This window comes from Oceanobacter sp. 1_MG-2023 (assembly GCF_030689025.1).
In the GTDB taxonomy this organism is placed as follows: Bacteria; Pseudomonadota; Gammaproteobacteria; order Pseudomonadales; family Oceanobacteraceae; genus Oceanobacter.
The window spans coordinates 1-25,986 of the sequence record NZ_JAUYWA010000014.1 but is presented as its reverse complement, the minus strand read 5'-3'; the positions used below and the strand labels follow the sequence as shown (position 1 = coordinate 25,986).

General features: G+C 54.1%; 32 protein-coding genes. 22 read left to right on the top strand and 10 right to left on the bottom strand.

Features of this window, described 5'->3' with window-relative positions:
• Window positions 1-2: 2 nt before the first annotated feature.
• The 4 genes from Q8W22_RS10530 (at window position 3) to Q8W22_RS10515 (ending at window position 3,363) form a co-directional block, all read left to right on the top strand.
• Window positions 3-521, top strand: coding sequence for a TRAP transporter small permease (locus Q8W22_RS10530; protein ID WP_303432532.1), 519 nt, complete (start codon window positions 3-5; stop codon window positions 519-521).
• 68 nt (window positions 522-589) lie between these two features.
• The gene (locus tag Q8W22_RS10525; protein WP_305452331.1) at window positions 590-1,918 is read left to right on the top strand and encodes a TRAP transporter large permease; all 1,329 of its coding nucleotides are present in this window, start codon (window positions 590-592) and stop codon (window positions 1,916-1,918) included.
• Window positions 1,919-1,944: 26 nt separating this feature from the next.
• Entirely contained in the window at window positions 1,945-2,430 is a 486-nt protein-coding gene (locus tag Q8W22_RS10520; RefSeq protein ID WP_303432530.1) for a universal stress protein, read from the top strand.
• Window positions 2,431-2,433: 3 nt separating this feature from the next.
• Complete coding sequence (locus tag Q8W22_RS10515) at window positions 2,434-3,363, top strand: helix-turn-helix domain-containing protein (protein WP_305452330.1); 930 nt, start codon at window positions 2,434-2,436, stop codon at window positions 3,361-3,363.
• A 94-nt stretch (window positions 3,364-3,457) separates the two neighbouring features.
• Here Q8W22_RS10515 and Q8W22_RS10510 read toward each other — a convergent pair whose 3' ends face one another.
• Complete coding sequence (locus Q8W22_RS10510) at window positions 3,458-4,027, bottom strand: hypothetical protein (RefSeq protein ID WP_305415189.1); 570 nt, start codon at window positions 4,025-4,027, stop codon at window positions 3,458-3,460.
• Window positions 4,028-4,169: 142 nt separating this feature from the next.
• On the opposite strand from Q8W22_RS10510, the gene dtd reads away from it, so the two are divergent.
• The 10 genes from dtd (at window position 4,170) to Q8W22_RS10460 (ending at window position 13,170) form a co-directional block, all read left to right on the top strand.
• Entirely contained in the window at window positions 4,170-4,604 is a 435-nt protein-coding gene (dtd, locus tag Q8W22_RS10505) for a D-aminoacyl-tRNA deacylase (protein ID WP_303432525.1), read from the top strand.
• A 23-nt stretch (window positions 4,605-4,627) separates the two neighbouring features.
• Window positions 4,628-4,996 carry a SirB2 family protein gene (locus tag Q8W22_RS10500; protein WP_303432523.1) on the top strand — a complete coding sequence of 123 codons (369 nt, stop codon included), beginning with the start codon at window positions 4,628-4,630 and terminating at the stop codon, window positions 4,994-4,996.
• Window positions 4,997-5,150: 154 nt separating this feature from the next.
• Complete coding sequence (locus Q8W22_RS10495) at window positions 5,151-7,367, top strand: FdhF/YdeP family oxidoreductase (protein WP_305415192.1); 2,217 nt, start codon at window positions 5,151-5,153, stop codon at window positions 7,365-7,367.
• Window positions 7,368-7,742: 375 nt separating this feature from the next.
• Entirely contained in the window at window positions 7,743-8,450 is a 708-nt protein-coding gene (locus tag Q8W22_RS10490; protein ID WP_303432520.1) for a hypothetical protein, read from the top strand.
• Window positions 8,451-8,580: 130 nt separating this feature from the next.
• Window positions 8,581-9,273 carry a MotA/TolQ/ExbB proton channel family protein gene (locus tag Q8W22_RS10485; RefSeq protein WP_305452329.1) on the top strand — a complete coding sequence of 231 codons (693 nt, stop codon included), beginning with the start codon at window positions 8,581-8,583 and terminating at the stop codon, window positions 9,271-9,273.
• Window positions 9,273-9,908 carry a hypothetical protein gene (locus tag Q8W22_RS10480; protein ID WP_305452328.1) on the top strand — a complete coding sequence of 212 codons (636 nt, stop codon included), beginning with the start codon at window positions 9,273-9,275 and terminating at the stop codon, window positions 9,906-9,908. The genes Q8W22_RS10485 and Q8W22_RS10480 overlap by 1 nt, the downstream gene beginning before the upstream one ends.
• On the top strand, window positions 9,905-10,420 hold the full coding sequence (locus Q8W22_RS10475; RefSeq protein ID WP_303432517.1) for a hypothetical protein: 516 nt from the start codon (window positions 9,905-9,907) through the stop codon (window positions 10,418-10,420). The genes Q8W22_RS10480 and Q8W22_RS10475 overlap by 4 nt, the downstream gene beginning before the upstream one ends.
• A gap of 8 nt (window positions 10,421-10,428) precedes the next feature.
• On the top strand, window positions 10,429-11,223 hold the full coding sequence (locus Q8W22_RS10470; RefSeq protein WP_305452327.1) for a hypothetical protein: 795 nt from the start codon (window positions 10,429-10,431) through the stop codon (window positions 11,221-11,223).
• Between the two features lie 130 nt (window positions 11,224-11,353).
• A complete protein-coding gene (locus tag Q8W22_RS10465; RefSeq protein ID WP_305452326.1) occupies window positions 11,354-12,025 on the top strand; it encodes a TetR/AcrR family transcriptional regulator in 672 nt (223 codons plus the stop codon).
• A 164-nt stretch (window positions 12,026-12,189) separates the two neighbouring features.
• Window positions 12,190-13,170 carry an MDR family oxidoreductase gene (locus Q8W22_RS10460; protein ID WP_305415201.1) on the top strand — a complete coding sequence of 327 codons (981 nt, stop codon included), beginning with the start codon at window positions 12,190-12,192 and terminating at the stop codon, window positions 13,168-13,170.
• A gap of 96 nt (window positions 13,171-13,266) precedes the next feature.
• On the opposite strand, the gene Q8W22_RS10455 is transcribed toward Q8W22_RS10460, so the two are convergent.
• Entirely contained in the window at window positions 13,267-13,908 is a 642-nt protein-coding gene (locus tag Q8W22_RS10455) for a 2OG-Fe(II) oxygenase (RefSeq protein WP_305452325.1), read from the bottom strand.
• A 207-nt stretch (window positions 13,909-14,115) separates the two neighbouring features.
• On the opposite strand from Q8W22_RS10455, the gene Q8W22_RS10450 reads away from it, so the two are divergent.
• Window positions 14,116-14,292, top strand: coding sequence for a hypothetical protein (locus Q8W22_RS10450; protein ID WP_303432510.1), 177 nt, complete (start codon window positions 14,116-14,118; stop codon window positions 14,290-14,292).
• A gap of 82 nt (window positions 14,293-14,374) precedes the next feature.
• Complete coding sequence (locus Q8W22_RS10445) at window positions 14,375-15,493, top strand: peptidase M42 (RefSeq protein WP_305452324.1); 1,119 nt, start codon at window positions 14,375-14,377, stop codon at window positions 15,491-15,493.
• A gap of 105 nt (window positions 15,494-15,598) precedes the next feature.
• On the opposite strand, the gene minE is transcribed toward Q8W22_RS10445, so the two are convergent.
• The 4 genes from minE to Q8W22_RS10425 are packed head-to-tail and all read right to left on the bottom strand — an operon-like array spanning window position 15,599 to window position 17,773.
• A complete protein-coding gene (gene minE, locus Q8W22_RS10440; RefSeq protein ID WP_303432508.1) occupies window positions 15,599-15,850 on the bottom strand; it encodes a cell division topological specificity factor MinE in 252 nt (83 codons plus the stop codon).
• A gap of 1 nt (window position 15,851) precedes the next feature.
• The gene (minD, locus tag Q8W22_RS10435) at window positions 15,852-16,658 is read right to left on the bottom strand and encodes a septum site-determining protein MinD (RefSeq protein WP_303432507.1); all 807 of its coding nucleotides are present in this window, start codon (window positions 16,656-16,658) and stop codon (window positions 15,852-15,854) included.
• Window positions 16,659-16,680: 22 nt separating this feature from the next.
• On the bottom strand, window positions 16,681-17,421 hold the full coding sequence (gene minC, locus Q8W22_RS10430; RefSeq protein WP_305415205.1) for a septum site-determining protein MinC: 741 nt from the start codon (window positions 17,419-17,421) through the stop codon (window positions 16,681-16,683).
• Between the two features lies 1 nt (window position 17,422).
• Entirely contained in the window at window positions 17,423-17,773 is a 351-nt protein-coding gene (locus Q8W22_RS10425) for a HopJ type III effector protein (protein ID WP_305415206.1), read from the bottom strand.
• 168 nt (window positions 17,774-17,941) lie between these two features.
• Between Q8W22_RS10425 and dinB the strand changes: the two genes are divergently transcribed.
• Window positions 17,942-18,985 (top strand): DNA polymerase IV, encoded by a 1,044-nt coding sequence (gene dinB, locus Q8W22_RS10420; protein ID WP_305415207.1) that lies wholly within the window; start codon window positions 17,942-17,944, stop codon window positions 18,983-18,985.
• Window positions 18,986-19,026: 41 nt separating this feature from the next.
• Here the strand turns inward: dinB and Q8W22_RS10415 are convergent, their stop codons facing one another.
• The 4 genes from Q8W22_RS10415 to Q8W22_RS10400 all read right to left on the bottom strand — a co-directional run bounded on the left by Q8W22_RS10415 (window position 19,027) and on the right by Q8W22_RS10400 (window position 22,312).
• Window positions 19,027-19,527 carry a phosphatase PAP2 family protein gene (locus Q8W22_RS10415; RefSeq protein WP_303432502.1) on the bottom strand — a complete coding sequence of 167 codons (501 nt, stop codon included), beginning with the start codon at window positions 19,525-19,527 and terminating at the stop codon, window positions 19,027-19,029.
• A gap of 34 nt (window positions 19,528-19,561) precedes the next feature.
• Window positions 19,562-20,764, bottom strand: coding sequence for a glycosyltransferase family 1 protein (locus Q8W22_RS10410; protein ID WP_303432501.1), 1,203 nt, complete (start codon window positions 20,762-20,764; stop codon window positions 19,562-19,564).
• Between the two features lie 166 nt (window positions 20,765-20,930).
• Window positions 20,931-21,131 (bottom strand): hypothetical protein, encoded by a 201-nt coding sequence (locus Q8W22_RS10405; RefSeq protein ID WP_303432500.1) that lies wholly within the window; start codon window positions 21,129-21,131, stop codon window positions 20,931-20,933.
• Window positions 21,128-22,312: an NAD(P)/FAD-dependent oxidoreductase gene (locus Q8W22_RS10400; RefSeq protein WP_305452323.1), complete on the bottom strand. Its 1,185-nt coding sequence runs from the start codon at window positions 22,310-22,312 to the stop codon at window positions 21,128-21,130. Before Q8W22_RS10400 ends, Q8W22_RS10405 begins: the two co-directional genes overlap by 4 nt.
• 87 nt (window positions 22,313-22,399) lie before the next feature.
• Between Q8W22_RS10400 and Q8W22_RS10395 the strand changes: the two genes are divergently transcribed.
• From Q8W22_RS10395 to Q8W22_RS10375, 5 genes are all read left to right on the top strand, one after another.
• A complete protein-coding gene (locus Q8W22_RS10395) occupies window positions 22,400-22,600 on the top strand; it encodes a DUF2788 domain-containing protein (RefSeq protein WP_303432497.1) in 201 nt (66 codons plus the stop codon).
• A gap of 266 nt (window positions 22,601-22,866) precedes the next feature.
• The gene (locus Q8W22_RS10390) at window positions 22,867-23,235 is read left to right on the top strand and encodes a hypothetical protein (RefSeq protein ID WP_303432496.1); all 369 of its coding nucleotides are present in this window, start codon (window positions 22,867-22,869) and stop codon (window positions 23,233-23,235) included.
• Between the two features lie 534 nt (window positions 23,236-23,769).
• Complete coding sequence (locus Q8W22_RS10385; protein ID WP_303432495.1) at window positions 23,770-24,018, top strand: DUF4404 family protein; 249 nt, start codon at window positions 23,770-23,772, stop codon at window positions 24,016-24,018.
• 84 nt (window positions 24,019-24,102) lie between these two features.
• Window positions 24,103-24,537 carry a CBS domain-containing protein gene (locus Q8W22_RS10380; protein WP_303432494.1) on the top strand — a complete coding sequence of 145 codons (435 nt, stop codon included), beginning with the start codon at window positions 24,103-24,105 and terminating at the stop codon, window positions 24,535-24,537.
• A gap of 450 nt (window positions 24,538-24,987) precedes the next feature.
• Window positions 24,988-25,710 carry a helix-turn-helix domain-containing protein gene (locus tag Q8W22_RS10375; protein ID WP_303432493.1) on the top strand — a complete coding sequence of 241 codons (723 nt, stop codon included), beginning with the start codon at window positions 24,988-24,990 and terminating at the stop codon, window positions 25,708-25,710.
• The last annotated feature ends 276 nt before the right edge of the window (window positions 25,711-25,986 follow it).

The window sequence follows — 25,986 nt, the reverse complement described above, 5'->3', positions numbered from 1 at the left end:
TTATGAGTGCTTTTAGCCATTGGCTTGCCGAGCACTACGAAGAAAAAGGGCCTGTCGTCTGGCTGGCCTTTTTTCTCGAAGCCTGTGCGGCTGCGGTGCTGATGTTATTGATGCTGCTGACCTGCTCCGACGTGATTGGCCGCTACTTTTTTAATAACGCCGTCGATGGTGCGGTGGAATTGACGGAGTTGGGCCTGGCGATTCTGGTGTTTGCCGAAATGCCGGTGATCACCTGGCGTGGTGGTCACGTGGTGGTGGATATTCTGGATAACGTGTTGGGTTCGGCGTTGGTGAAGGTGCTGGGTATGGTGTCGGCACTGGCGATGTCGGGCGCAATGTACTTTTTGGCAGAACGGATGTTCTATCTGGCCAACCGGTCATTACGGCGCGAAGTCGTCACCGAGTATCTGGAAATCCCCACGGGTTATATCGTTCACTACATTGCCGCCATGAGTTACGTCACGGCAGCTTTGCTGGTCAGCTATGGCATTTACCGAATCCTTACTGAACCCCGACACTAGGCCTTGTACCGAACGACGGTATGACGTTGTCAAGCGGGGTCGATCCATCTTCATCGCGGATATTCATTATGATCGAAGCATTAATCGGATTTGCCATTTTATTGGCATTGATTGTTTTGGTTCGCATCCCTATTGCGTTTGCAATGGGCATTGTGGGCTTCTTCGGCTTTGCTGTTTTGCAGGGCCTGACGATAGATAACTTTATGGATTTTCGTTGGACCGGTGCTTTGTCACTGGCATCCAACCGGGTCATCGATACTGCCCAGGAGTATGGCCTGTCGGTGATTCCTCTGTTTATTCTGATGGGCAACCTGGTGACCAAATCCGGGTTGTCACAAGAGTTGTATCAGGCATCCAATGCCTTTCTGGGGCACCGTAAAGGTGGCTTGTCGATGGCTACGGTGGTGGCGTGTGGTGGTTTTTCGGCCATTTGCGGGTCATCGCTGGCGACCTCGGCCACCATGGCCAAAGTGGCGATGCCGCCGATGCGTAAATTTGGGTATGCCGATTCGCTGGCGACCGCCTCGATTGCTGCCGGTGGCACTCTGGGCATTCTGATTCCTCCCAGTGTGATTCTGGTGATCTACGGGTTATTGACCGAATCCAGTATTCGCGAGTTGTTCGCTGCGGGTTTTATTCCCGGCATTCTGGGTATTTTCATGTATCTGGGGGCGGTACGGTACGTTGTCTGGCGCAATCCGGAAGCTGGCCCTCGGGGTGAAAAAATGAGCTGGTCAGAGCGACTGGATGCCATGAAGGGCGTTTGGGGTGTATTGGTTCTGTTCACCGTGGTGATGGGGGGGATTTATCTGGGGGTTTTTACACCCACAGAAGCCGCCGGTATTGGTGCCGGTGGTGCCTTTATTATCGCGCTGATGCGGCGTTCGTTAAGTATGGGAGGCCTGTTTGATGCCCTGACAGATACTGGTCGTACCAGTGCCATGTTGTTTGCTGTATTGATCGGGGCGTTGATTTTTTCTGACTTTATCAACCGGGCAGGATTACCGGATGACTTGCTGAATTTTGTGACCTCGTTGGAGATTGGTCCGATGGGAGTCATCCTGGTGATTCTGGGGATTTATATCGTGCTCGGCATGGTGTTTGAGAGTTTGTCGATGATGTTGCTGACGGTGCCGATTTTTTACCCGCTGGTGCAAAGCCTGGGGTTCGATCTGGTGTGGTTTGGCATCGTGGTCGTGGTGGTGACTGAAATCAGCCTGATTACACCGCCGGTGGGGATGAACGTATTTGTGCTCAGTGCGGTATTACGGGATGTCAAACCGGCCACGATATTTAAAGGCGTCACGCCCTTCTGGTGTGCCGATATTGTGCGTTTGGCGTTGATTGTCTTTATACCGGCGATCTCCATGATCCTGCCTGAATTGCTGTATCGATAACAACAGACAACCATGAGGGACTTGATATGTTGCCTGAAGTAACCCGTATTTTGTATGCCTCGGATATCCAGGCAGGGGCCCGGCCGGCATTTCGTACCGCGGTGAGCCTGTGTGGCCAGTACGCGTCGGAAATCACCTTCCTGCATGTCGTGGAGCCGGTGCGCAGCAATGCCGAAAAACTGGTGCGCTCAATGATGGCCGCCGACCATTCACTGCAAGATTTGCACGACAACAGTTTGCAACACATCCAGCAACAGGTGCAGGAGCGGGTTGACCGTTTCTGCCGCGAAGAACTGGATGCGGCGGCGATGCTGGATGGCGGCAAACTGACGACCTGTGTCAAGGAAGGCACTCCCTGGAAGCAGATTCTTGAGGTTGCGGAGGCCATTAATGCCAGTGTGATTGTGATGGGAGTACGCCATCAGCACAGCCTGGTAGGCAGTACTTCCAGCAAAGTGGTGCATCACAGCAAACGGCCGGTGTTGGTGGTGCCCATCGGGTTGGCCGGATAAACCGTGAATACCTCGGTAACGGGTGTTCAGACCCATGAAGGGTCAGGAGGCTTGGCGCAATCGTCTCTTTGGGGATGTAGCGGGTCGACTGAAGCGATCGTCATGGCACCAGAAAACCATTGGGGCGCTTGTTACTCCGGCTGGAAAATCCAGCGACTGGAAGCGGTGAATGGCGTCAGACAGCAACAGACACTGGCGGCCGCAACGCTGGAACTGTTGCTGTGTGAGCGGGGCTTTCCAGAGGTCTCTGTGGGCACCAGGGTGTATCGGATGGTGCCGGGGCAGTCGCTGTTGCTGATGCCGGGTCAGTCACGCTTGATCAGCAGTGACACCAGAACACGGCTGGTGATTGCCAGTGTCCAGCAAGGCAATATCTGTCACCGGGCGTTGGAGTTGGGGTTGGTCTTGCCTGCCGGAAACTGGCAGCAGCAAGCACCGTTGAATCCCAGCACCAACAGTCAGCTGCTGTTAGGGCTGGCGACCAAAATGCTCGATAGCGTGGAGCCACTGGAAGGTATTTGCCGCCATTGTTTTGAGTTGATGGAGCACTGCATTCTGGATCTGTGGGAGTTCCCCGGGCGACCCATGTTCCAGCGCCAGCCATTGCTGGATATCCGTTTGCAGCATTGCCGTGATTACATGCTGGCGCGGCTGGATCAGGAGTTTTTGCTGGAGCCTCTGGCCAGCCAGTTGGCACTGACGGTACGCAGCCTGTACCGCTTGTTCCGGATACAGCTGAATCAGACCCCGACGGAATACTTCCGGCATCTACGGCTGGAAGCGGTTTATATGCGACTGAGCCAGCCCGGGTTGTCGAAAAACATCACCCAGGTGGCGATGGCGTACGGCTTCGTTAATATGGGGCGTTTTGCCCGGCAGTACCGTGATTACCTTGGGGAATTACCCTCTGAAACCGTGCGTCAGAGCCGATAAATCATCCCGTTCTGAATGTATTCCGCTGCTGCTGGATCCGTCGCCCGGTGTGACGATATTTGGGGGCTGTAGGTAATGGGCCGGTGCTCGGGCGTTAATGCCGTTGCTGTAACTGCGGATTCTGGATCGAGTGTCGCTGGATATACACCGTCACGGCCTGACTGCGCAAAATTTCCTGACCACTGGCGTTATTGATAACGGCTTCCAGTGTGTGCTGGCCGCGCACCAGCTGGTTGATCGGCAAGCTGTTGTCGCGACCGGATGTCACCGGTTTGCCATCGACCAGCACCACAAAGGTATCTGAGGCCCGTAATGCTGGCAGGGCGTCGATCACGATGTTCAGGCTGGCGGCCAGTCCGGTGGGGATATTGTCCTGATTGCCGGGGCTGAGAATTTTCAGGTGAGTGTAAAACTGTCCGGCTTGGGCAGTGGTTTGGGTCTGGCTGGTGGAGGTGACCGACGGCGCAACAAAGGCGGGGACGGTGGGCAACTCTTCCACTTCGTGGGGTTCTGAGCCTTCACTGACGCGGTCACTGAACACCAGGTTGCCTTCCGCATCCCGGGATACATGCACCTGGGTGGCGGCAAAGGCATGGCTGGTGGTCAGACAGAACAGGCATAACAGCCGGGTCATCACAGAACGTCGAAGGAATATCGGGCGCATGAGGGAGTCTGTACTCTGTCATTGTGTAGGTTTGGTGACAGCTTACCCGAGTTTTTGCAGCAAGGGTGAATGATGTGCAGCGCTGGAATTCATCGTTATGCTGCAGGCGTTGAAATTGTGAACTGGTTAAACAGGAAGACAGATGATCGGATTGATTCAGCGGGTTGCTCACGCCAGTGTGGCGGTGGATGGTGAAGTGGTTGGCGAGATCGGTGCTGGGTTGTTATTGCTGCTGGGAGTGCAGCCAGACGATACCACGGCGACAGCAGACAAGTTGTTGCACAAGGTGCTGAATTATCGGGTGTTCAGTGATGATCAGGGGCGCATGAATCGCAGCCTGTTGGCTGCAGGGGGGCAATTGCTGGTGGTGTCGCAGTTTACTCTGGCAGCGGATACCGGACGCGGCTTGCGCCCGGGCTTTTCGACCGCCGCGCCTCCGGCATTGGCGGAATCCCTGTACGATTATTTTGTCGCAGAGGCGGGGCAGTGTGTTCATACTGCCAGCGGCCGGTTTGGTGCTGATATGCAAGTGGCGTTGACCAACGATGGCCCGGTCACTTTTTGGCTGAATGTTTAACCCTGTCATTTTTTGAGGACCTTATGGATTACTCTGCAATAAAACACGCTCACGCCGGTCTGGCTTATTTGTCGGCCTTGTTGTTTCTGGTTCGTTTCGGTCTGGCGTATGCCCAGTCCGGGGTGATGAAAAACAAACTGGTTAAAATCCTGCCGCATGTGATCGATACCATCTTGCTGGTGTTTGCTATCTGGCTGTGTGTGCTGATTGGCCAATACCCGATTGTGGATGGCTGGTTGACGGGCAAGGTGATCGGGCTGGTGGTGCTGATTGGTGCCGGTGTGGTGGCGATTCGCCAGCGCAATATTCCGGCGGCTGTGCTGACCCTGGCAATGTATGGCTATCTGATCGGGGTGGCAAAGAGTCATAACCTGTTGTCGTGGCTGGCCTGATATTGCTGGCTTGATATTGCCTGATTGCAAAAGACTTTTACGGCTGGGGATATGGCTTGGATTCTGACGGCGCAGGCGCTTTACTGACTCATTGATCCCACATTGTACCGTCACTGTCATCTGATCGGACACGGGCGGTTGCACGGAGCTGTCCATGAGTAAATCCGATTCTGTCTTATCTACCGCCCGTACGGCGAGCGCCCCTTCCATTGTGGGTGGCGGCCCCAAAAAAGTTTTGTATACCTTGCAGACCGTGGGTCGTATTGGCTTGCTCAATTCTGCCAAGGCACTCAAAAGCCACAATGCCTGCAAGGCGTGTGGTCTGGGGATGGGAGGGCAGCATGGCGGCATGACCAACGAAATGGATGAATTTCCGTCGGTCTGCAACAAGAGTATTCAGGCCCAGTCAACAGATATCCAGCCGCCAATACCAGAGGCTGTTTTTCAGCATACGCTGGAGGATTTCCAGCAACTGAGCCGTTATGAGCTGGAACATCTTGGCCGTTTGAATACGCCGCTGTTCAAACCCGCCGACAGTGACCAGTATCAGGTGCTGAGCTGGGAGTCGGCATTTGAGCGTATTGCCGAGCGTATGCAGGCAACCCCTGCGGAGCGCAGTTTTTTCTATTCCTCCGGGCGTTCGTCCAACGAGGCCGGTTTTGTGTTGCAGTTGCTGGCACGATTATCGGGTACCAATAATGTTTCCAACTGTTCGTATTACTGCCATCAGGCGACCGGTGTTGGTCTGCAATCCACGGTGGGTTCGTACACTGCCACCGTGGAGCTGGAGGATCTGGTGGAGTGTGATCTGGTGGTGCTGGTGGGAGCCAATCCGGCATCCAATCACCCGCGTTTGATGCATAAGCTGATGGCCCTGCGTGAACGTGGCGGTCATGTGGTGGTGATGAATCCGGCCAAGGAATCCGGGCTGGTGAAGTTTGCTGTACCCAAGAGCCCCCGTTCCATGCTGAAAGGCGGCAGTGAAATTGCCTCCGAGTATTTGCAGCCCAAAGTGGGGTCGGATATCTGGTTGTTGTACGGCATTGCCAAATCCCTGCTGCAACAGGGGCTGATGGACGATGCCTTTATTCAGGCGCATACCGAAGGCAGTGACGCCTTTCTGACGCTGGTCGCGGCTTTGGGCTGGGCTGAAATTGAAGAGACAACTGGTGTTCCCCAGGCTGATATCGACCGGATTGCGGCTTTGTACGGGCGTTCGGAAAAAGCAATTTTTGCCTGGGGCATGGGGGTAACGCACCACACCCATGGTGCCGATACGGTGGAAGCCATCGCCAATCTGGCCTTGTGCCGGGGTATGGTTGGCAAGCCGGGGGCCGGACTGTTGCCGCTCAGGGGTCACAGTAATGTCCAGGGGATCGGCACCATCGGGGTAAAACCGGTGTTGCCCGAACAGGTGTTTCAGGCACTGGAGGAAGAGTTGAACGTGCGGCTGCCAACCGAGCCGGGTCTGGATACGCTGGCCAGCCTGGAGCAAGCCCATGCCGGAGAGATGGATCTGGCGGTTATGCTGGGGGGCAATCTGCTGGATGCGACGCCAGATACACGCTGGGCCAGAGAGGCACTCGACCGGGTCAAGACCAAGGTATTCCTGACCACTACGCTAAACCGGGGGCATGTCTCCGGGATGGAAAACAGCGAAGCCTTTGTATTGCCTGTCGCGGCCCGGGATGAAGAATTTGAACCCACCACACAAGAGTCGATGTTTAACTTTGTGCGCTTGAGTGATGGCGGCATTATCCGGTTGGATAACGTTAAGTCCGAAAGCAGCATTTTGCTGGAAATGCTCAAGCGCGGTGTGCGTCAACCGGGCCTGAATCTGACCTCGATCGAGTCTCATCAAGGGGTGCGGGAATGTATTGCGCGGGTGATTCCGGGTATGGCTGGTCTGGCGGATATCAGTGACAGTCAGCGGGAGTTCCATATTCCCAACCGGCTGATCAAAACGCCGGAGTTTGCGACCAGCAGCGGCAAGGCTCACTTCCAGACCCATTCATTGCCGGATCTGGCAAGGGCGGCTGAGTTTCCGTTTGCTCTGATGAGTGTGCGCAGCGAGGGGCAATTTAACTCCATTATCTATGAAGAAGCGGACAGCTATCGTGGTACGCCTAACCGCTGGTCGGTATTGATGTCGCCACAGGATATGCTGGAAAAGGGCATCAAACCGCAGCAGAAGGTGACGTTACGTTCCCCTAATGGCTGTATGGAAGCGGTTGAGGTTTACCCGTATGGACTGAGCCGGGGGGCGGTAATGGCCTATTACCCGGAAGCCAATGTGCTGACAGGGATTGAGCGTGACCCCAGAAGTCATACCCCGGCCTTCAAGTCGGTGGCGGTGGCGATAGAGGTGTGACCCGACGACGGTTGATGCAGCAGGGCTGACATCTGCTGCTGATCCAAACCGGGTGCCGATCGGTTGACAGGGTTAAATGGATAACTGTATTCCATTAATGGAATAATCATATCCAGTCGATTGGGCGCAACCCACCTTTGGGTTGTTGCTGCTGATTATGGGTTGTCAATCGTGTAATTGAGGCGTTTTTCTCACAAAAAAGGCACTTTGGTTGCTTCTGGTTCCTTGTCTTTTTCTTTTAAGTTAAAAACCATTATTGTCATAAATAATTAACAAACTGTTGTTATAAGCAGGACTAATTCCATGGCTTTCCGGGCTGGTTTAATAACGTTTATACGTTACTGGCTGCCGGAACCGGCCGATGGAATTAAGCTTATGATGATCACTTATGTAAAACTGCCCTGGCTGGATGTCTCTCAGGCATTTGTCTGTTTCCGGTCATCACGTCGATTGCCCGAAAATGGCATAAGAACCGCAGATCAAGTGATTATCGATCATACCCCGTCCACCGTGGCCATGACGGATAATGGCTTGTCGGTGCTCAAGCTGATCAAGGCCCGTAGCTGGCATGAGTACGTCAAGACCCTTTGGGCGCACAGCCGCCTGTTCAAAGAGGTGCAGGGGAATCGTTTATTGACCCGGCTTGGGGTGCACGTCGCCGCCATTCATGAAGTCGGGATCGGGCTGTTACCTGGCAGCCGCTACCGCTATCTCGGTTATTACATTATGGAAGATCTGGCGTCTGTCGGGGCGCAGGAAGTCTTTGAGATGTTCTTGTCCGGCGGACTGACCCCGGAAGAGCGTATCCATTGGCTGGATCTGATTCTGGATGATCTGCGCACCATGCGGGATGCTGGCGTGGTGTTCTCGGATTGTCATCTGAACAACGTTTTTGCTCATCCGCTGAAACAGCATGTGATCTGGATCGATACCGGCGTCACGCGTTATTTTTGCCCCCGAAGCCGAAAATTTGCCCGCAAGTTCAACTATTCCATCCGTCGTTTGGCCGATTACCATGACCAGCACTTGATGCTGACGCTGGAAGAGAAACGCCGCATCCTCGCTCTGCTGTTGCCAGAATAGTACGACCATCGACTACTGCCATTCGGGCCATCCGGCCCTTCACCCGGTTCTATAGTAGCGCTGACCTGCGGCGCTGCTTCACGCAAGATAAGAAGTCACCGAATACAACACATCCATCGCAGGTGGCGGTATGTCTTCTTCCAGCCCTAATCCGGCCTCTTACCAAATGCTGTTGCACTGGCTCCTGTTGTTGGGGCTGATGATATTTGTCACCTGGCTGTTACTGGATCTTGGAGTGCTGAATACCTTGCTGGCCGCAGATGTCACCCGTATCAGCAGCGTAATTTTACTGGTGTTTGTGGTTGGCTGTGGTCATTGCGGCTATCGCAGCTGGATTCTGACTGCAGAAGCCCTGGCATTGACGCGTATGCAGCGCGCCTGGCAAGCAGCTCCTTCGCTGGCGTTGGCATCCGAGCCATCCCTGGGCGGTCAGTATTTACAAGGGCTTGGCCCGCTTCAGCAAGACAATGCCCTCGCCGCAGAAATCCTGGCGGAGCGTGTCCGTGGCAGTCATCAGGTCGGCTGGTTTATGACCGGTGTCCTGGTCAAGCTGGGGCTGCTGGGAACCGTGGTCGGCTTTATGCTGATGTTGGGGTCGGTGTCGGGGTTGGAGAATCTGGATACGTCTGACCTGAAAGTCCTGATGCAGCAAATGACCACCGGTATGGGCGTGGCGATGAATACCACACTGGTCGGGCTGGTTTGCAGCATTTTATTGGGGCTGCAATACCTGCTGCTGGATCGCTCTGCCGACCGCCTGGTGGCCGATGCCGTGACGCTGGGCCAGACCGTGTTATCCAACGACCGTATGAGTGCGGGCTGATGGCGTTGTTCCGTCATAACACACATACGGACATCGACCCCTTTACCGACTTACTGTTTAACGCGCTGCTGACCTTTACCTTTCTGTTTCTGGTTGCATTGATCTTGCTGAACCCACCGGCCAGGACCGGCATTGTTGATCCCAAGGCGGAGTTCCTGATTACGGTCAGCTGGCCGGATGGCAATCCCAACGATGTCGATATCTGGGTCTCTGGCCCGGATGGGAAGCAGGTGAGCTACAAACAACCCCAGGCTGGATTGATGCACCTGGACCGGGATGATCGCGGCATGATTAACGATGTTCAGGTGGTGAATGGCGTAGAGGTTCGTAATCCGCTCAATCAGGAAGTGCTGACCATCCGGGGGCGTCCGGCGGGAGAGTACATCGTCAACCTGCATTATTTCAAAACCCAGCAGGGAGTGGACCCGCTGCACTCGTCAGACAGTATCGAAGTGCCTGCGACCGTGTATCTGGCCGAAGTGAATCCAAAAATGAACGTGCTGTTTTACCACACCGAAGTGCTGAGCAAGGAAGGTGATGAAGTGACCGCCTTTCGTTTCACGATTACGCCGGAAGGCAAAGTCACCAATATCAACCAGCTGCAAAAAAGCCTGGTTCGGGGAGAGGATAAATGACGGAAACCCTGTTGCTTTTGGTTTTGGCCTATACCGCGATGGTGGCCTTGCTGGTGCTGGCGTTGATCAGCAGTCACTGGTCGGTGATAGCCAAACTGATGTTGCTGGTGCTGGCCTCTGGCTTGTACTGGGGCAGTTATCTGGGCTGGAAAGACAGCCAGGGCTGGCCCGCGAGTGTTGAGGTGCCAGACAAGTTTTTACTGCATTTTGCCGTTATTGAAGAACCGGACGACAGCGATGGTACTGAGGGAGCGATTTACCTCTGGTTGACTGATTTGTACAAGGATCAGCTGGCGCCCGAACCACGGGCTTATCAGCTGCCGTATGACCAGGAGCTGCACGCCCGGGTTGAAAGTGCCATGCGTCGGGCCAAGGCGGGGAATCTGCAGTTGGGGATAAAAGCGGGTGGTGACGACTTGCCCGAGGTCAAACGCTTCCGCCAGCAGCTGGGAGAGCATCCTCTGGATCTTGAGTTTGTGGCTGTACCTGACCCGTCACTACCGGAAAAATAGGAGTCACAATGCGTAGCCTGCGGTTGTTTCGGTATCTGTGTTTTTATGGATCGGCTCCTGATGTTGGGCCCGGGCGATTGCCGGTCTTGTTGCCCGGGTTGATAACTGCGCTGCTGGCGGGGTGCGGCCAGGCTCCGGCCAGTGATGACTATTTCCCGTTGCAGCCCGGCTGGCACTGGCACTATCAAGTGACCGAAGCGCGCCAGCAGCAACGCAGTGTCCATCGCTTTGAGGTGACAACCCGGCGTATCGATACCCCGGTTGAGCTGGCAGAGGTGATGGCTACTCCACAGATGGTGGTTCGTCATACCAGTGACGGTACGGATTATTATCTGTTGCGGGATCTCAGCGGAACCTATCGTGTGGGCAAGCGTACCCTGATTGAAAAAAAACCTCGTCTTGATGCCGAGCCGGTGCTGGTGATGCCACCTCCGGATGAACTGGAGCAGGGCATCAGCTGGAATCAGACCACCCGACCGTATGTACTGCACAGTACCCAAAGCCATGTGGCCTGGAATCAAGGCAATAATGAATTTGTTATGACTTACGAAGTGGCCGAAACCGGCCTGGTACTGAGCACTCCGGCAGGGGAGTTCCAGCATTGTATCCGGATTGAGGGGCGTGGCCGGATTGGGTTGTACGCTGACCCGCGGCTGGGTTATCAGGAGGTTGAGGTGGTGCAGTCTGAATGGTATGCCCCCGGTGTTGGCCTGATACGTCTGCAGCGTGAAGAACCAATGGACCTTGAGATGTTTCAGGGTGGCAGCCTGACGTTTGAGCTGATTGAGTTACAGAGGCCCTGACGTTCCGGGGTTTTGGGTTTGGGAAGCTGGAGTTTGGGAAGCTGGAGTTTGGGAAGCTGGAGCTTGAGGTCTGGATGTTTATTTCAGCTGAGGTCTTGCCATTAATAAGACGATCGGTCTAATATTGGGCATGAACATTATCAAGACACCCGATTCCTCATCCGCTCCAGCTTCTCGCCGTCGTGGTCGACCACCCAAAGATGGCCGCAGCGTCAGCGAGACCCGCGCCTTATTGGTGCGCAGTGGCGTAGACGTACTGACCGAGCAGGGCTTTACGGCCACCGGTATCGATCAGGTATTAAAACGGGTCGGAGTGCCAAAAGGTTCTTTCTACCATTTTTTTGCCAGTAAAGAAGCCTATGTGGCGGCGGTGGTTGAGAGTTACGGGCAGTATTTTGACCGGGTGCTGGCACGCAGTTTTAACAACGATGCCCTGACGCCATTACAGCAACTGGAAGACTTTACCGATGGTGCCATGAGCTGGATGGAGCGGCATCAGTATCGTAATGGCTGTCTGGTTGGCAACTTGGGGCAGGAAGTAGGTCAGCTGCCCGACAGTCTGCGCCAACCGCTGCAGAATATTCTGGCGGGTTGGGAGCAGCAGTTACAGCAATGTCTGCAACGGGCGCAGCAAGCCCAGCTGATTGCGGCCGACGCGGATTGTGTGATGCTGGCTCATGTTTTCTGGGTTGGTTGGGAAGGTGCGGTAATGCGTGCCCGGCTGGAAGGCAGCACCCGGCCGCTGCGTTTTTTTCGAGACTGGTTTCTGTGGTCGATTCGCAGGCCAGCGGTGGATGCCTGAGGCAAACCACCACGATAACGATCGTCGCTTGCCGGTTGGCGAGGGCGATATCAACCATCCTTGCGCAGGAAGTTGCTGGGCAAGCGCTGGTATTTTTTATCACTATTAAAAGACGATCAGTCTAAATTAACCAAACACACCGGCAGCGCCGGACGGAGACTCTGATGTTCAAGGCAATCCAGATCAATAAGGATGACCAAGGCTATCGTGCCGAGCTGACACAGCTGGACGACAGTGCATTACCCGAAGGGGATGTAACGGTCAAAGTGCATTATTCCACGCTTAACTACAAAGATGGCCTGGCGCTTACGGGCAAGGCTCCGGTCGTGCGCCGTTTTCCTTTGACTCCCGGTATCGACCTGGTCGGCACGGTGGAATCCTGCAGCAGCGAGGCTTTTGCTGTCGGTGATACGGTGCTGTTAAACGGCTTTGGGGTCGGGGAAGTGCACAGTGGTGGTCTGGCGCAGCGAGCACGACTGAACAGCGACTGGCTGATTCCTCTGCCAGAAGGCTTGTCGGGTCAGCAGGCAATGTCGATTGGTACTGCGGGTTATACCGCCATGTTGTGTGTGCAGGCTTTGCAACGTAACGGCGTGACACCGGATCAAGGGGATATTCTGGTTACCGGTGCCAATGGCGGTGTAGGCAGTTTTGCCATTGGTTTGTTGTCGCGTCTGGGGTATCGGGTGATTGCTTCGACCGGCCGTCCAGAGGAAGCGGATTATCTGAAACAGTTGGGCGCTGCCGATATTATTGAGCGGCAGTTGCTCTCAGAGCCGGGCAAACCGTTGCAGAAAGAACAATGGGCCGGGGCGGTGGATTCGGTAGGCAGTCATACCCTGGCGAATGTACTGGCCGGCACTCGTTATGGCGGTACCGTGGCGGCGTGTGGCCTGGCTCAGGGTGCGGATCTGCCTGCGACGGTGATGCCCTTTATTTTGCGGGGGATCACTCTGGCTGGTGTCGACAGTGTGATGCGGCCAAAAGCCGATCGTTTGGCGGCCTGGAAGCAACTGGCGGAGCTGGTGGATGCTGAGATGCTGGCGGGTATTACACGGGAAATTGGCCTGGAACAGGTGATCGAGACAGCCTCCGATTTGCTGGCGGGTAAAGTGCGAGGCCGGATTGTGGTTGCACTGGACTGATGGTGACTGGCCCGGGTATCTCCCCGGTGCCATTTTCTGTGCTGTCTTGAGTGTTGTATCGAGTGTTGCCCCGGCGTTGGCTGGCCATTGCGCTGCTTAGCGCGGCGGGTCGACCCGGTGACTGACACTGCTGTTTAAACGAAACCAACCGGCAATACTGTAACGGTGCCGGTTGGCTGCCAGTACTTCGTGCGGAAATTCTTCGCTTAAAAAGGTCACCAGAGTGCCAAACTGCGGCAACAGCCGAGAGCGCACGGCGTCATTTTCCTCATCGCCATAAATCAGTAATTCCCCGCCTTCGTCTGCCTGCCAGTCCGGATTGAGATACAACACGGTACTGAGCACCCGGTTGGACTGGCCAATAAAGGCGTCCTTGTGCTTCTGATAAAAATCCCCGGGGCGGTAATGGGAAAAATGGCATTCATAACTGAACAGCCCTAACAGCAAGGTACGGTTGAGGTGTTGCTGCAGCTGCGCCATAAAGTCGAGCCAGGCTTTTTCTGCCGGGTTTTCCTGGGTCAGCCAACGAATCCGGTCACGGCGAATCTGGCGATTCAGCTGGTGGGCCTGTTCGCGCCCGGTGCCGGCCAATTGCAGCTTTTGTTCGTCCAGGTTCATTACCCGGGTGCGCAGTTGCTGTGACAGTTCGGCCAGCGGTGTGAGTGGCAGTTGCAAGTCAAAGGGTTGGCAGACCGCCAGGCCATTGCTCAACAGTTGCTCTTCAATATATTGGAACAAAGAGGTATTCAAAATGGAGGAGGGGACTCAGTGGTTGCTGCGGAGGAGGAATAGGTCGGGGCACCGATAATGGCCTTGTGCCCAGGCAAACACCAGCAAATTATTCTTCTCGAGAAGATGGCAAAAATTCGCTTTTCATTGTTCGCATCTCTGGATAAACCACGCAATTGATACGGTGTCTCGCGTTATTAACCCAAGGAGGTCCCCATGCGCCCGTCTACTCATGAATCTGATATTGATCGCGATAACGATGAGGATATGCCTCCGCGGCGCTTGCGTCATCGTAGTGAAGATTACGAACGTAAAAAGCGTCGGGCTGAGGCGATTCTGGAGCACAAGATGCTGGAAGAACTGCTCGGTTTTGATATCGATTTTGCGGATTAGTCCGGGATGCCGTTCGATTCTGAACGGCATTGTTGATGATGCTTTCTGATTGATTGATTGATTGTTTTTGCCAGGATATCCCATGATCTCACCTGCTTCCCTGACTGGCCTGTCGTCTGTCGCAGCGTCCTCAGCGTCAGTATCTCTGCCAGCGCCCCTGCTGGATATTATCAAAAGCCTGATTCGCAGCCCGTCGGTCGTGGGGGCTGAGCACTCGTTTTTCCGGGTGTTACAACGGGAGCTGGAGGACCGCGGCGCTCGTGTGACCTGGTATGAGGGCTTGTTGGTCGCCCAGGGCAATAAGCCGGACTCGCTGATGTTCTCGGCTCATATTGATCGTCACGGCCTGATATGCACTGGCCCGAATGAGTTCCAGTACGCGGCTTTTGTCTGTGGCGGGCGTTCGGACCTGTTGGGCAATTCGGTATCGGAAGAACTGATGTTGCAGATTGTTGACCGCTTTGTGAACGAAGGCGTGTTCGCTTATGACCCATGGTCGGGAGCGTATCGGGGGCAGGGCACTATTCGTAATGCCTATATTTGCCCTTATCGTAATAACCTGATTTTTGAGCTGGATGGTATGTCGCATCTGGTGGCCGGGACGCCGGTTGCGTTCCAGGATAGATTACGGATAGCACAGGGCCGTTTGTATGGTCAGCTGGATAATGTGCTGACGGCGGCGATGCTGGTGTATTTGTTTGAGCTGGGATTCTGTGGCACGGCATTTTTTACTGCCCAGGAAGAAGCTGGCCGCAGCTGGCGGTATTTGCTCGAATGGTTTCGGCGCTTTGGTGGTACAACCAATCAGCTGGTGGTGGTGGATACCAGCCCTTACCCGGATATTGCTGCCGCCAGCCAGCAGCAACTGGTGTTGCGCCACAAGGATGCCAACGCCGGGTTTAATCATGAACTGACCCAGGCGCTGGTCTCGGGTTGTGAGCAGCTGGGGCTGAGCTACCGCTTCAAGGATGACTATATTGAACAGCAAAATCGCCAGCTGGCTGCGGCCGGGTTAGCAGCCAAATCGTTGGGCAGTACGGAGATGGGACGTATTGTGGCGGCGTCTGGAGGCTTGGTGGATGGCACCACTCTGCAGATTCCAACGACGGGGTATCACACCATGAATGAAAGCGCTGAGCTGGGTAGTGGCCTGGCGTTTGTGCGGTTGTTGTGCAAGCTGGCGGGTTTGTCGTTGCCTTGAGTGGCAAGGTGAATGGTGGAACGAGTGGCGTAATGAGTGGTGGCAGACCGGCTTTCCATGACAACAAAGGAAAACCGGGCAGGCCCGTTTCAGCGTAAGCCCAGGCTAGCGGTCCGGCAGAGTGACATTAAGTTCAAGAATGGATGTCTGGCCATGGTTTTCCAGGTGCACGTTGACGTCTTTGTCGCCGATCTCGACGTATTTCCGAATCACCGCCAGTATTTCCCGTTCCAGCTGGGGCAGGTAGTCGGGGCCATTGTTACGTAAGCGGTCGTGGGCAACCAGCACCCGCAACCGTTCTTTGGCAACGGATGCGGAGCTGGTGTCGTCTTTTCGGAATCGTTTTAACAAACTCATATCAACCTCCAAAAACCCGTTTCAGGAAGCCTTTTTTCTGCTTTTCAAGAAAACGGTGTGGGCGATCTTCGCCGAGGTAGCGGGCAACGGAGTCGGCATAGGCCTGACCGGCATCGCTGTCGCTGTCGTGCACAACCGGCACGCCCTGGTTGGAAGCTTTGAGCACGGCTTCAGACTCTGGGATCACTCCCAGTAACGGGATGGCGAGGATGTCTTCGACATCGGTGACGGAGAGCATTTCTCCACGCTCAACCCGCTCCGGGTTGTAACGGGTCAGCAGCAAGTGTTCCTTGACTGAGCCGCCTTGTGCGGCGACACGGGACTTGCTTTGCAGAATACCAATAATGCGATCCGAATCCCGTACCGAAGAGACTTCCGGGTTGGTGACAATAATGGCTTCTTCCGCAAAATAGAGCGCCATCTGGGCTCCGTGCTCGATTCCGGCAGGTGAGTCACAGATAATAAATTCAAAGGTTTCTGCCAGCTCATTGAGCACTCGTTCGACGCCTTCCAGGCTCAGTGCATCCTTGTCTCTGGTTTGTGAGGCGGGCAGTACGTAAAGATTGTCGAGTCGCTTGTCTTTGATCAGGGTTTGGGACAAGGTGGATTCACCCTGGATCAGGTTAACAAAGTCGTACACAACCCGGCGCTCACAGCCCATGACCAGATCGAGATTACGCAGGCCCACATCAAAATCGATCACAACGGTTTTGTGGTTCTGCATGGCCAATGCTGCTGCAAACGCAGCGCTGGTGGTTGTCTTTCCTACTCCGCCTTTTCCGGAGGTCACCACGATTATTTTTGCCACGGTATTCATCCTGCCAATTTGGTTATTTATCCGAGCCGGTGAGGGTTAAGTGGTCATCAACCAGCCGGACCAGCACGCTGCTGTTTTTTAAGGGGTGATCGTCTTCAAATAATTGGTACTGGCCAGCAATAGCGACCAGCTGGGCATCAAATTGTAAACAGCTGATCATTGCGTCCGGATTACCCTTGACGCCTGCCAGTGCCTTGCCGCGCAACCTGCCCATAATCTGTATATCACCGGTTGCCAGTACTTCTGCACCGGGGCTGATGGTACCCATTACGATCAGGTCGCCATCAAAATAAAGCTGCTGACCGGAGCGGACATTGCTGTTGTGCACTTTAATCGCTCGGGCGGGGATCGTCTGTGCTTCCAGTCCCAGGCCGCGGGTTTTCTGCTCACTGACGGCCTGTTCCGCCTCTGCTGGCACTGCCGCTGGTTTTTGCCGCACGGTTTTGACCGATGAGTGGCCAAAATCTGCCAGGCACAAGGCTTTGCAGGCCGCTTGCCAGGCTTCCGAGCTGTAGCGTACACCTACAGGAACAAGTCCATGCTGGCGCAGTAATGTGGTAAGACTGGCCAGACTGGTGTGTTCCGGGTCCAGCTCCTGTAAGGAGATCAGACAAGGAAGCCCCTGGAACAAGGCCGGAGCTTCTGATCGCCGGCGTTGCAAGTCGGCACTGATGACGTCTGGCTCGGTGCTGTGAAATGTCAGCGTGGTCAGTGGCGTCATCCCGGTTTTCATATCCAGAACAGGCGCAGTCATACTATTTTGTTCTCAACGGGAAGTGTTCAAAGCGAACGGCTTCCATACCATGATGTTGTAACTGGCGGATGTTCTGGTGGCTGTCGCCGTCCGGGCTGGCCAGAACATCACGATAATGCTCACCAAAACAGCGTAATGTCTGTTCGGTGGTCAGTTTCAGCAGGCTGGCCAATGCCAGTACCCGGCATGATCCCTGGTTTTGGTCGCTGCTGTTGTCCAGCGCTCCGTTGGTAAAGGCGGAGGCGGAAAAAACATAGTGCTTGTCAATATAGTCCAGAGTTTCAGAGAACGGATGGTCATTATTCTCTATCCGGGTTAAAAATATTTCTGTTGCCTGGTTATCGTTGTTCACTTTAGGTTCCTTTTTTTAACCCTGTCAGGCTAACACCGGTTGACGCTGTTCGCCACGCTGCTGACTGGCTCGTCCCCTGATTTATGGCCTGGTTAGCGCTACGATTGAAGTATTCCCCTGATGACCTGTATTTGATACTGTATGTATGTACAGTTTAGGGGTTGTGCTATGGAAATGTCTCCACGTCAGATACTGCATATCGATTGTGATTGTTTTTTTGCCGCTATCGAAATGCGCGATCAGCCCCATCTGCGCGACCGGCCGTTGGCGGTAGGGGGTGACCCTGCCAGACGCGGTGTGATCTCAACCTGTAATTATAATGCAAGGCGCTATGGGGTTCGATCGGCCATGGCGTCTGCCCATGCGTTTCGTTTGTGTCCGGAACTGGTGTTGTTACCGACGGATATGCCGCGTTATCGGCAGGCATCGCAGCAGATTATGGCCATTATGCGACCGTATGCGCGAGTGTTTGAGCAGGTCTCTATCGATGAGGCTTATCTTGAATTGACGGCGGCTGACGATGCGCGTGGAGTTGCTGAGGCGATTCGTTACGAAGTGGCGTGTCAGGTGGGTGTGACGGTGTCGGCAGGTATTGCGCCTAACAAATATCTGGCCAAAATTGCCAGTGATTATAATAAGCCAGACGGTATCTGGCAGATTGCCAACACTGAGGTGGCGGCGTTTGTCGAGTCATTACCGGTGCGGAAAATTCCCGGTGTGGGGCCGAAACTGAGCGAGCGACTGGCGGCGGATGGTTTGTCTGTCTGTGCCGATTTGCAGGGGCTGTCGATGGCGCATCTGATTCATCGTTATGGTCGTATGGGGGCGGTGCTGTACGAACGTTGTCGCGGTATTGATCACCGGCCTTTGCGGGAAGTGCGAGAACGCAAGACGGTCAGTGTGGAGCAGACGTTCCATTACGATTTGACCAGTGAGGCAGAATGTTTACAGCAGTTGCCGGATTTGTGGCAGCGCTGGCAGCAACGAGTGGCAAATGCCGGTTGGCAGGCCGACGAGCTGGCACCGTTTGTGAAGGTCAAGTTTGCTGATTTTACCCAGACCACCATGGCTGATAACGATATGGCAGCCGATCTGAAAGGGTTTGCTGCGCTGATTGCCAGCGCCATGCGTCGACAGGACAAGCGGGTGCGCCTGTTGGGTATTGGTGCCCGGCATTGTGGGGGTGATCCGGCCCAGGGGCGTTTGTTCTAGGGCTGGCTGTTGCCGGTTCAGGCAGCCTGTCTGATCGGTTTTCAGTAAATAATAAAAGCAAACATTCCGGCAGGCCAAATGGCGAGCGAGCCATAACTGATCGACATGCCGAGAGAAGCACCCACCAATACGTCGGTCGGGTAGTGCATCCCCAGAATCACCCGGGACAGTGCCACCAACAAGGCAAACGGCGCGACCATCCAGAACAGTACCGGGAAGAAAAAGCAGAGTAATACCGCGAAGTTTACGGCATTCATGGTGTGACCTGAGGGAAAGCTGTACAGGTCCAGCGGGGCGGTATGGGCCTGAATGGCATCAAACGAAATAAACGGCCGCTGGCGTACCAGGCGGTTTTTCAGCTGACTGTAGACGCCAACACACAACAAGCCGGTGATGGCTATATGGCCCAGAACGGCCAGTCCTTCGATACCGAACAGCAGAGGCAATAACAGTCCGAGTGAATACCAGAATACACCGTCACCGGCGCGACTGATGCCTTTGAAAAACAGCCGTACGCTGCGGTTGTATCCCATTCTGTTCATAAGCTGACACAGGCTCAGCTCTAGATGATCGGCTTTACTGAACAGTAGCGCTGTCTTTGGCTGTAACTGTTTTGCGATTGCCATTAGGGGTTACCTTGGTATTGGCGCTGTTAAGGCGCTGGATAAACTCGTCCACTATGCTGTTCCATGAAATTGTTTCTGCACGTGAGCGAGCTTGCTGACGAATTTTTTGCAGTAAATTCGGACTGTCGGAAAGAATCTCGACTTGCTGGATATAGGTTTCATCTTCACCAAATGGCGCGAGCATGCCGGTCAGGCTGGAGGTGATATGTTCATGTCCGGCGGCATAATCAAAGCTGACCACGGCCAGACCGCTGGCCATGGCTTCGGTAACAACGTTGCCAAACGTATCGGTTTTGCTCGGGAACAGAAAGATATCGCCACTGGCATAGTGTGTTGCCAGGTCATCGCCGCGACGCATGCCACAGCAGATAATTTCCGGGTACTGGGCGCGGATGCTCTGTAATTCAGGGCCATCGCCAACCAGTACCATACGTACCTGCTCATCGCTGTTGAGCAGGCGACGATAGGCCGCCAGTGCCAGGTCCATGTTTTTTTCACCGGCGATGCGGCCGACGTAAAGTAGCACCAGATCCTGTTCACCCACTCCCCAGGAGCGTCGCAGGGCAGCGCTGCGATGGCAAGGATTAAACTTCTGGCTGTCGACGCCACGAGATAATACCCGCACGTTGTGGAAGCCATGGGCGTCCAGTTCATCCCGTTGGCTGCGGGTAGGAACCAGCGTGGTCGCGGTCAGATTATGAAAGTAACGCAGATAACGATAGGCCAGTTTTTCCAGTCCAGCCAGGCGGTAGTGCTCGATGTACTGATGAAAATTGGTGTGGAAGCCGCTAATGACAGCCACTCCGGTTTTATGGGCTGCTCGCACGGCGGCCCAGCCCATCGGGCCTTCGGTGGCCACATAAATCACATTGGGGGCAAAATCCTTCAGGGCGGAAGAAATACGGCCAATCAGGGGAACGCCAAACTTGAGCTCTTTATAGCCGGGTAATGGCATACCGGGCAGCAAGGTTGTGTGCAGGTCATGAGTGTTGACCGGTTGTTCATGACGGTATTGCCGAGGACGGATGATCTGCACCTGGATACCACGTGCACGCATGCCTTCAACCAGTTGCGACAGAGTATGTGCAACGCCATTGATCTCCGGAGCAAATGTTTCAGTCACAATGGTGACGCGTTGGATAGGTGCAGTCATGGTGCCATTAGTTCGCTACATATGACTCTTTACTTTGGGGGGACTGTGTGACAGTTCTTTTTCAGCTCCGTGACATTCGGGTGAAGGCGGTGCTTGCAGAAGGGGGTGGCGGGAAGAATCGGTTCTGGGCTGAACCATCAAGCCTTGTTTGTCGCAAAAAAATCTATCACAAAAAACGGTAACCGGCCTGGACCAGTACCAGGCGCATGACGTCCAGTTCTGCCTGGGTGAATTGGCGTTGGTTGCCACAGTGTTGGCAGGTGATCAGCGCCAGTGATCTGAGTTCGACCAGTGCGATGGGAGTGTCGGTATTACATTCATCACAGGTGACAGGAATTTCCGTCTCTGCAGGCAATATGGTACTCATCTTGTTTCCAGTAATTGTTCGACATGCTCGGCGATGGCTAATGCCGAGGTCAGCCCCGGACTCTCTATCCCCAACAGATGCCAGGCGGGTGATGTGGCGGGGCCACTTCGCTGAAAAACAAAGTCGGCCGCGGTGTTGCCTGGGGCACTCAGCTTGGGGCGAATACCCGCGTATGCGGCCTGTAGCTGGTTTTCATCCAGTGCGGGCCAGTAGCGGCGTATGGCGGCGGCAAAGGGGCGACGTAAATGCTCACTGACATGGTAGCGCTCAGGACTGGAGGCTGCTTGCGGATCAAGATATTCGACATCCGGGCCAAAGCGCAGTTGTCCGGCCAGATCCAGGGTGGCATGAACACCGAGGCCGGCGAGGCCAGGCTCAGGCAAAGGATAAACCAGATGCCGGAATGGGCTTTTGCCCTGGTAGCTGAAGTAATGTCCACGGGCCGGAAACAGTACCGGCGGCGTGTTATTGCGTTCGGCAGTCTGGCTTCCGTTATGGAGACGGGCATCACTATTTGTATCTGCGGTATTGGTACCAGCATCTATCGTGGCCATCAGCGCAACCGCCTCTAATCCGGCGGCGTTAATCAGTGTCTGGCAATGAATGGTGGTCGGGCCATCGGAGGTGTTGATAGTAACGGCCCAGGCATCACCATGGTTGTGTGCGGATGTCATTTGGCTGCGGCAGACCAACAGCGCACCGGCTTGCTCAGCCTGGTGCTGCAAGGCTTGCATAAACCGGTGACTGTCGATGATCCCGGTTTCCGGTGACCAGAGCGCAGCCGCAGCGGCAACGTCCGGTTCCATTTGATGTAGCTGGTGGCGGTCCAAACGTTGTAATGGAATGGCAAGGCGCTGGGCTGTGTGTTCCAGCCGCTGCAGTTCCGGGTGGTCATTGGTTGGACTGACAATCAGCTTGCCGATTTTCTGATGGGGAATGTCGAACTGCTGACAGAATTGATAGGTCAGGGCGCGTCCGCGCAGACACAGGGTTTCTTTCAGGGAGCCTGGCGGGTAATACAGGCCGGCATGAATCACTTCGCTGTTGCGGCTACTGGTTTCACTGCCAATCAGGTCGGCTTGCTCCAGTATCAAGACGGAGTAACGCCGGGACAATTGTCTGGCCAGTGCCAGACCGATCACACCTGCGCCAATAATGCATATATCGAAGTCTGGAGTCATTGGATCGGCAGTACCTGTACTGAGAGTCTGGCGGTTGCTAAAATGTGCCCCCCGATTTTTACCATAGCTGCGGAGAAGGTAACACTGATGAATATCAGTCACGTTGAGAATGCAGGGATGGCAATCGGCATTGCCATTTTGATTGGCTTCATGATGTTTATCATCTATGACCTGGCAAAACGCTCAAATGCGGGCAAATTTGGGATGGGTGTGCTGTTCTTTGCACTGGGGCTGGGCATGCTTGGATTTATTATCAAGACGGTGCTGGTCGAAGTGCTTAACTTCTAGGCCTGATTGCCTCTGAATATCATTTTTCCATTGTTGGCATTGCATATGCAGTAGTTCTGACTGAACTTATTGTAGCGAATCGCTGACCCGGTCAGCTGGCTGTGTTAAACGGAGGAGAAATGGAAGCTGCACAAAGGCTGGGCAAGCCAGAGGACATTATGTTTGCCCGGATTCCAGAGGAATTCATCACATCTCGAGGATGGAGTGTGAAGCTGGTTCAGGTACCTGCCCGACATAATAGCGGGGACGTATCTGACGAGGAAACGATGGCCAAAATACATCTGCTGGCAGAAAACCTGCTGCCAACGGCCGTACATATGGCAAATTTTTATCATCTGCCCAAAGGTCAGTGGCTGAACCTGGTGTATACCGATACACGTTCCAGCATGGATGAAAATTCCAATTTGTTACTTGGATTTTTATCCCGTATTGCCGGGCAACAGGAAGTGTGGGTGCCGCTTGCGGGTAGTCACAGCATGTTACTTAATGTGCTGGGACGGATTTTGCCGCAATTGCAACGGCTGGATTTGTCACGTAACCCACTGTTGTATATTGGTGATTATGCCAATTTCCCTGCTTTCAAGCGTCTCGCCCAGTCCTGTGGAATGCCCATTTTCTGCCAGGCTACTTATTGATCGGATGATCACCTTGTTGCTATACACGCCGCCTGCAGCCCGATGGTTGCTGGCGCTGTATCCTCCCAAACCTTCCCGCTATCCCGTGCTATCGCTATATAGTCAGCCATTTGGATGTTCTTCCAGCTCTCTAACAGACCTCTAATCCGGCCGGGTTTGTACAATCGTGCGCAAGATCAGCTGTTGATCAGGTATCCTGATGCACAATGCCTGTAAGGGGCATTTATTTAATCCGGTGCTCACTCTGGGCTACCGGATGGTTTCGAATCACGAAGCCGACTTGCAGGCCTGACGGGTCAAGTCAAAAGTCGGCGACACCGAGTCGAGATCATCCGGCAGTCCCCGAAGGGCGCGGGTTGCCGCCGTCCAGTGCGGTGTTGACGAATTTGAAAAGGACTCGTCATTTCGCTGCATTTGTCGCCTTGCCCTGAACAACGGCAACACTCGCGCAGAGCCGTGCAGGATTAAATGGATGTCCCCTGTAGTGTCAGGCAATGTGTTTTGTCTCGCAGACTGTAGAAAAGAGAGGTGTGTATGGAAAATCAACTAAAGGAACAGCTTCAGCAATTGCATGAAGAGTTGCAGGCCAACCCGAAGCTGGATGAAGAAACCGCAGGATTGATGAGAAAAGTGGCGGAAGATATTGAAGTGATGGAGCTGACTGACAGCGGTGATGTCGTGGAAGGCTTGCAAGAGTACGCCATTCGCTTCGATCAGGATCATCCGGCACTGTCTGAGATTTTGCGACAAATCGTGGATACCCTGGGTCGCATCGGCGTTTGATTGAAGGGTGGGTGACTGTTGTTGTCAGCGCCCAGTCTTGTTGTTCAGATCGTTACCGCAATAATAATATCGGAGATTCGTTGTATGAGACACATGCCAACGCTCGCTGAAGTAATGACAGCATTCCCTCTGCATATTGGTGAAAACACACGGTTAACAGAAGCCGCAGACTTGATGGCACAACATCAGTGTCATCATCTGCCGGTGATGGATGGTGATGAGGTGATCGGGTTGTTAGGGGCTGACGATATCAAGTTGGCGCAGCAGCCTGGACACAATCTGGATGATAGCCAGGAGCTGGTGGTCGGTGATATGTGTCAACGACGCGTGGCCCGGGTTGATCTGCACACGCGTCTGGATGTCGTGCTGGCTTATATGGCAGACAATGGCAGCAGCGCTGTGATTGTCATGCGTAATGAGAGACTGGCTGGTCTGCTAACGACTCATGATGTGTGCCGCTTTACCGCCAACTGGCTGCACAAGGAATATATGCCAAGTGACGATCCTGACATTGCTTGAATAATCATCAAGGTATATCAAGGTAAAAGCTGACAGGGCATGGAACAGGATGCCCGGCTGCTGGTCTTCGATCCGTTTGACCGGCGGCCAGTCCTTATCATCAACGTTTCTCTGAATCCTGCCTTTGCACTCTTTTGCACCGACTGTGTCGTCTTTGTGATAATTCTTTGTGCATTTTTGTGAGCATTGCTGGCTTTACTTGGGCAGTTATTGATAAAAGGCAATATTTTTTTCTTCCTTGACTGTTCCAGAGTGATGACAGAACGCTGGATAAACCAGTCACAACCCTGCAGTACGGTACGTATAGTCAGCCAATAGTGCTTTTTTGACCTGTTCTGATGATTTTTTGGGCGCTGGCCATGATCCGGGCACCTGCCTGCAAAATTTATTGGTTGGTTTGGCAGAGCTGGTACGGAGTTTGCGAAAGACTATGTAAAGGAGGATCTGCCCATGTACAAAATCGCTGATATCCAAGACTATCGCCAGCCCAAACCTGCCACTGCCGCCCATTGGCTGACAGGCCTGACTGAAATCATTGAAGGTCGTTACCAGGACGAAGAAAGCATCCAGCGCCTGCTGATGTTGATTTCTGAACACACGGAACTGCGTAATGTATCCATTGCATTACCTGACTCCCCAAGCCGCTTTAAAGCCCAATATTGTTCCACTGGTGTTACCAATGGTGTGTACAGCTTTGCTGTCCAACATGCCTTGTGCCGTCAGTTTGAATCACGTGAATGGTTGGTCATCAAGGATGGCAGTGAGCGTCCGGAACGATTTGACCCCCAAGCCAGTGGCCTGACGTTGCAGGATCGTTGCTTGTTGGTCCCTCTGGTGCTGCGTCAGTCAGTACTGGCTGTGTTGGTGATGGACCTTCGTGGTGCAAGACTGGACAATGTCAGCCTTGAACTGGTGCACTGCCTTGGTGCTCAGATTGCTCAGATTCTGGCAACACAAGTGGTGCCTAATTTCAAGACTCTGTATGCACGTCCTTACCAGCGTGTGCAAGAAGATGAACTGAGTGATATTCACGCAGCCATCGATAAGTGCAACGGCAACAAGACCATGGCTGCAAAAGTGCTGGGATTGACGCCACGGCAATTACGTTATCGCTTGTCCAAACTGAGTGAAGAAACGACGTCCTCGATGAGTGCTTCAGAAGTCACTCATTAAGCATTGGTTATATCCATTCTGTATGCGGGTCTCCGGCCCGTCGTTGATACTGGGGTGACTGGTATCTGCGACGGGCAGTCTGCTCGTATTGGCTGACCAGCCTGTCTCTTTTCCCCGCATGACCCATAACCCGCCTGTCATTCGTTTGTTATCCGGCTTGTTATCCTGTTCGCTGTTTTTGGTTGCTCGATAAACTATTGGGGACATCCATTTAATCCTGCACGGCTCTGCGCGAGTGTTGCCGTTGTTCAGGGCAAGGCGACGAATGCAGCGAAA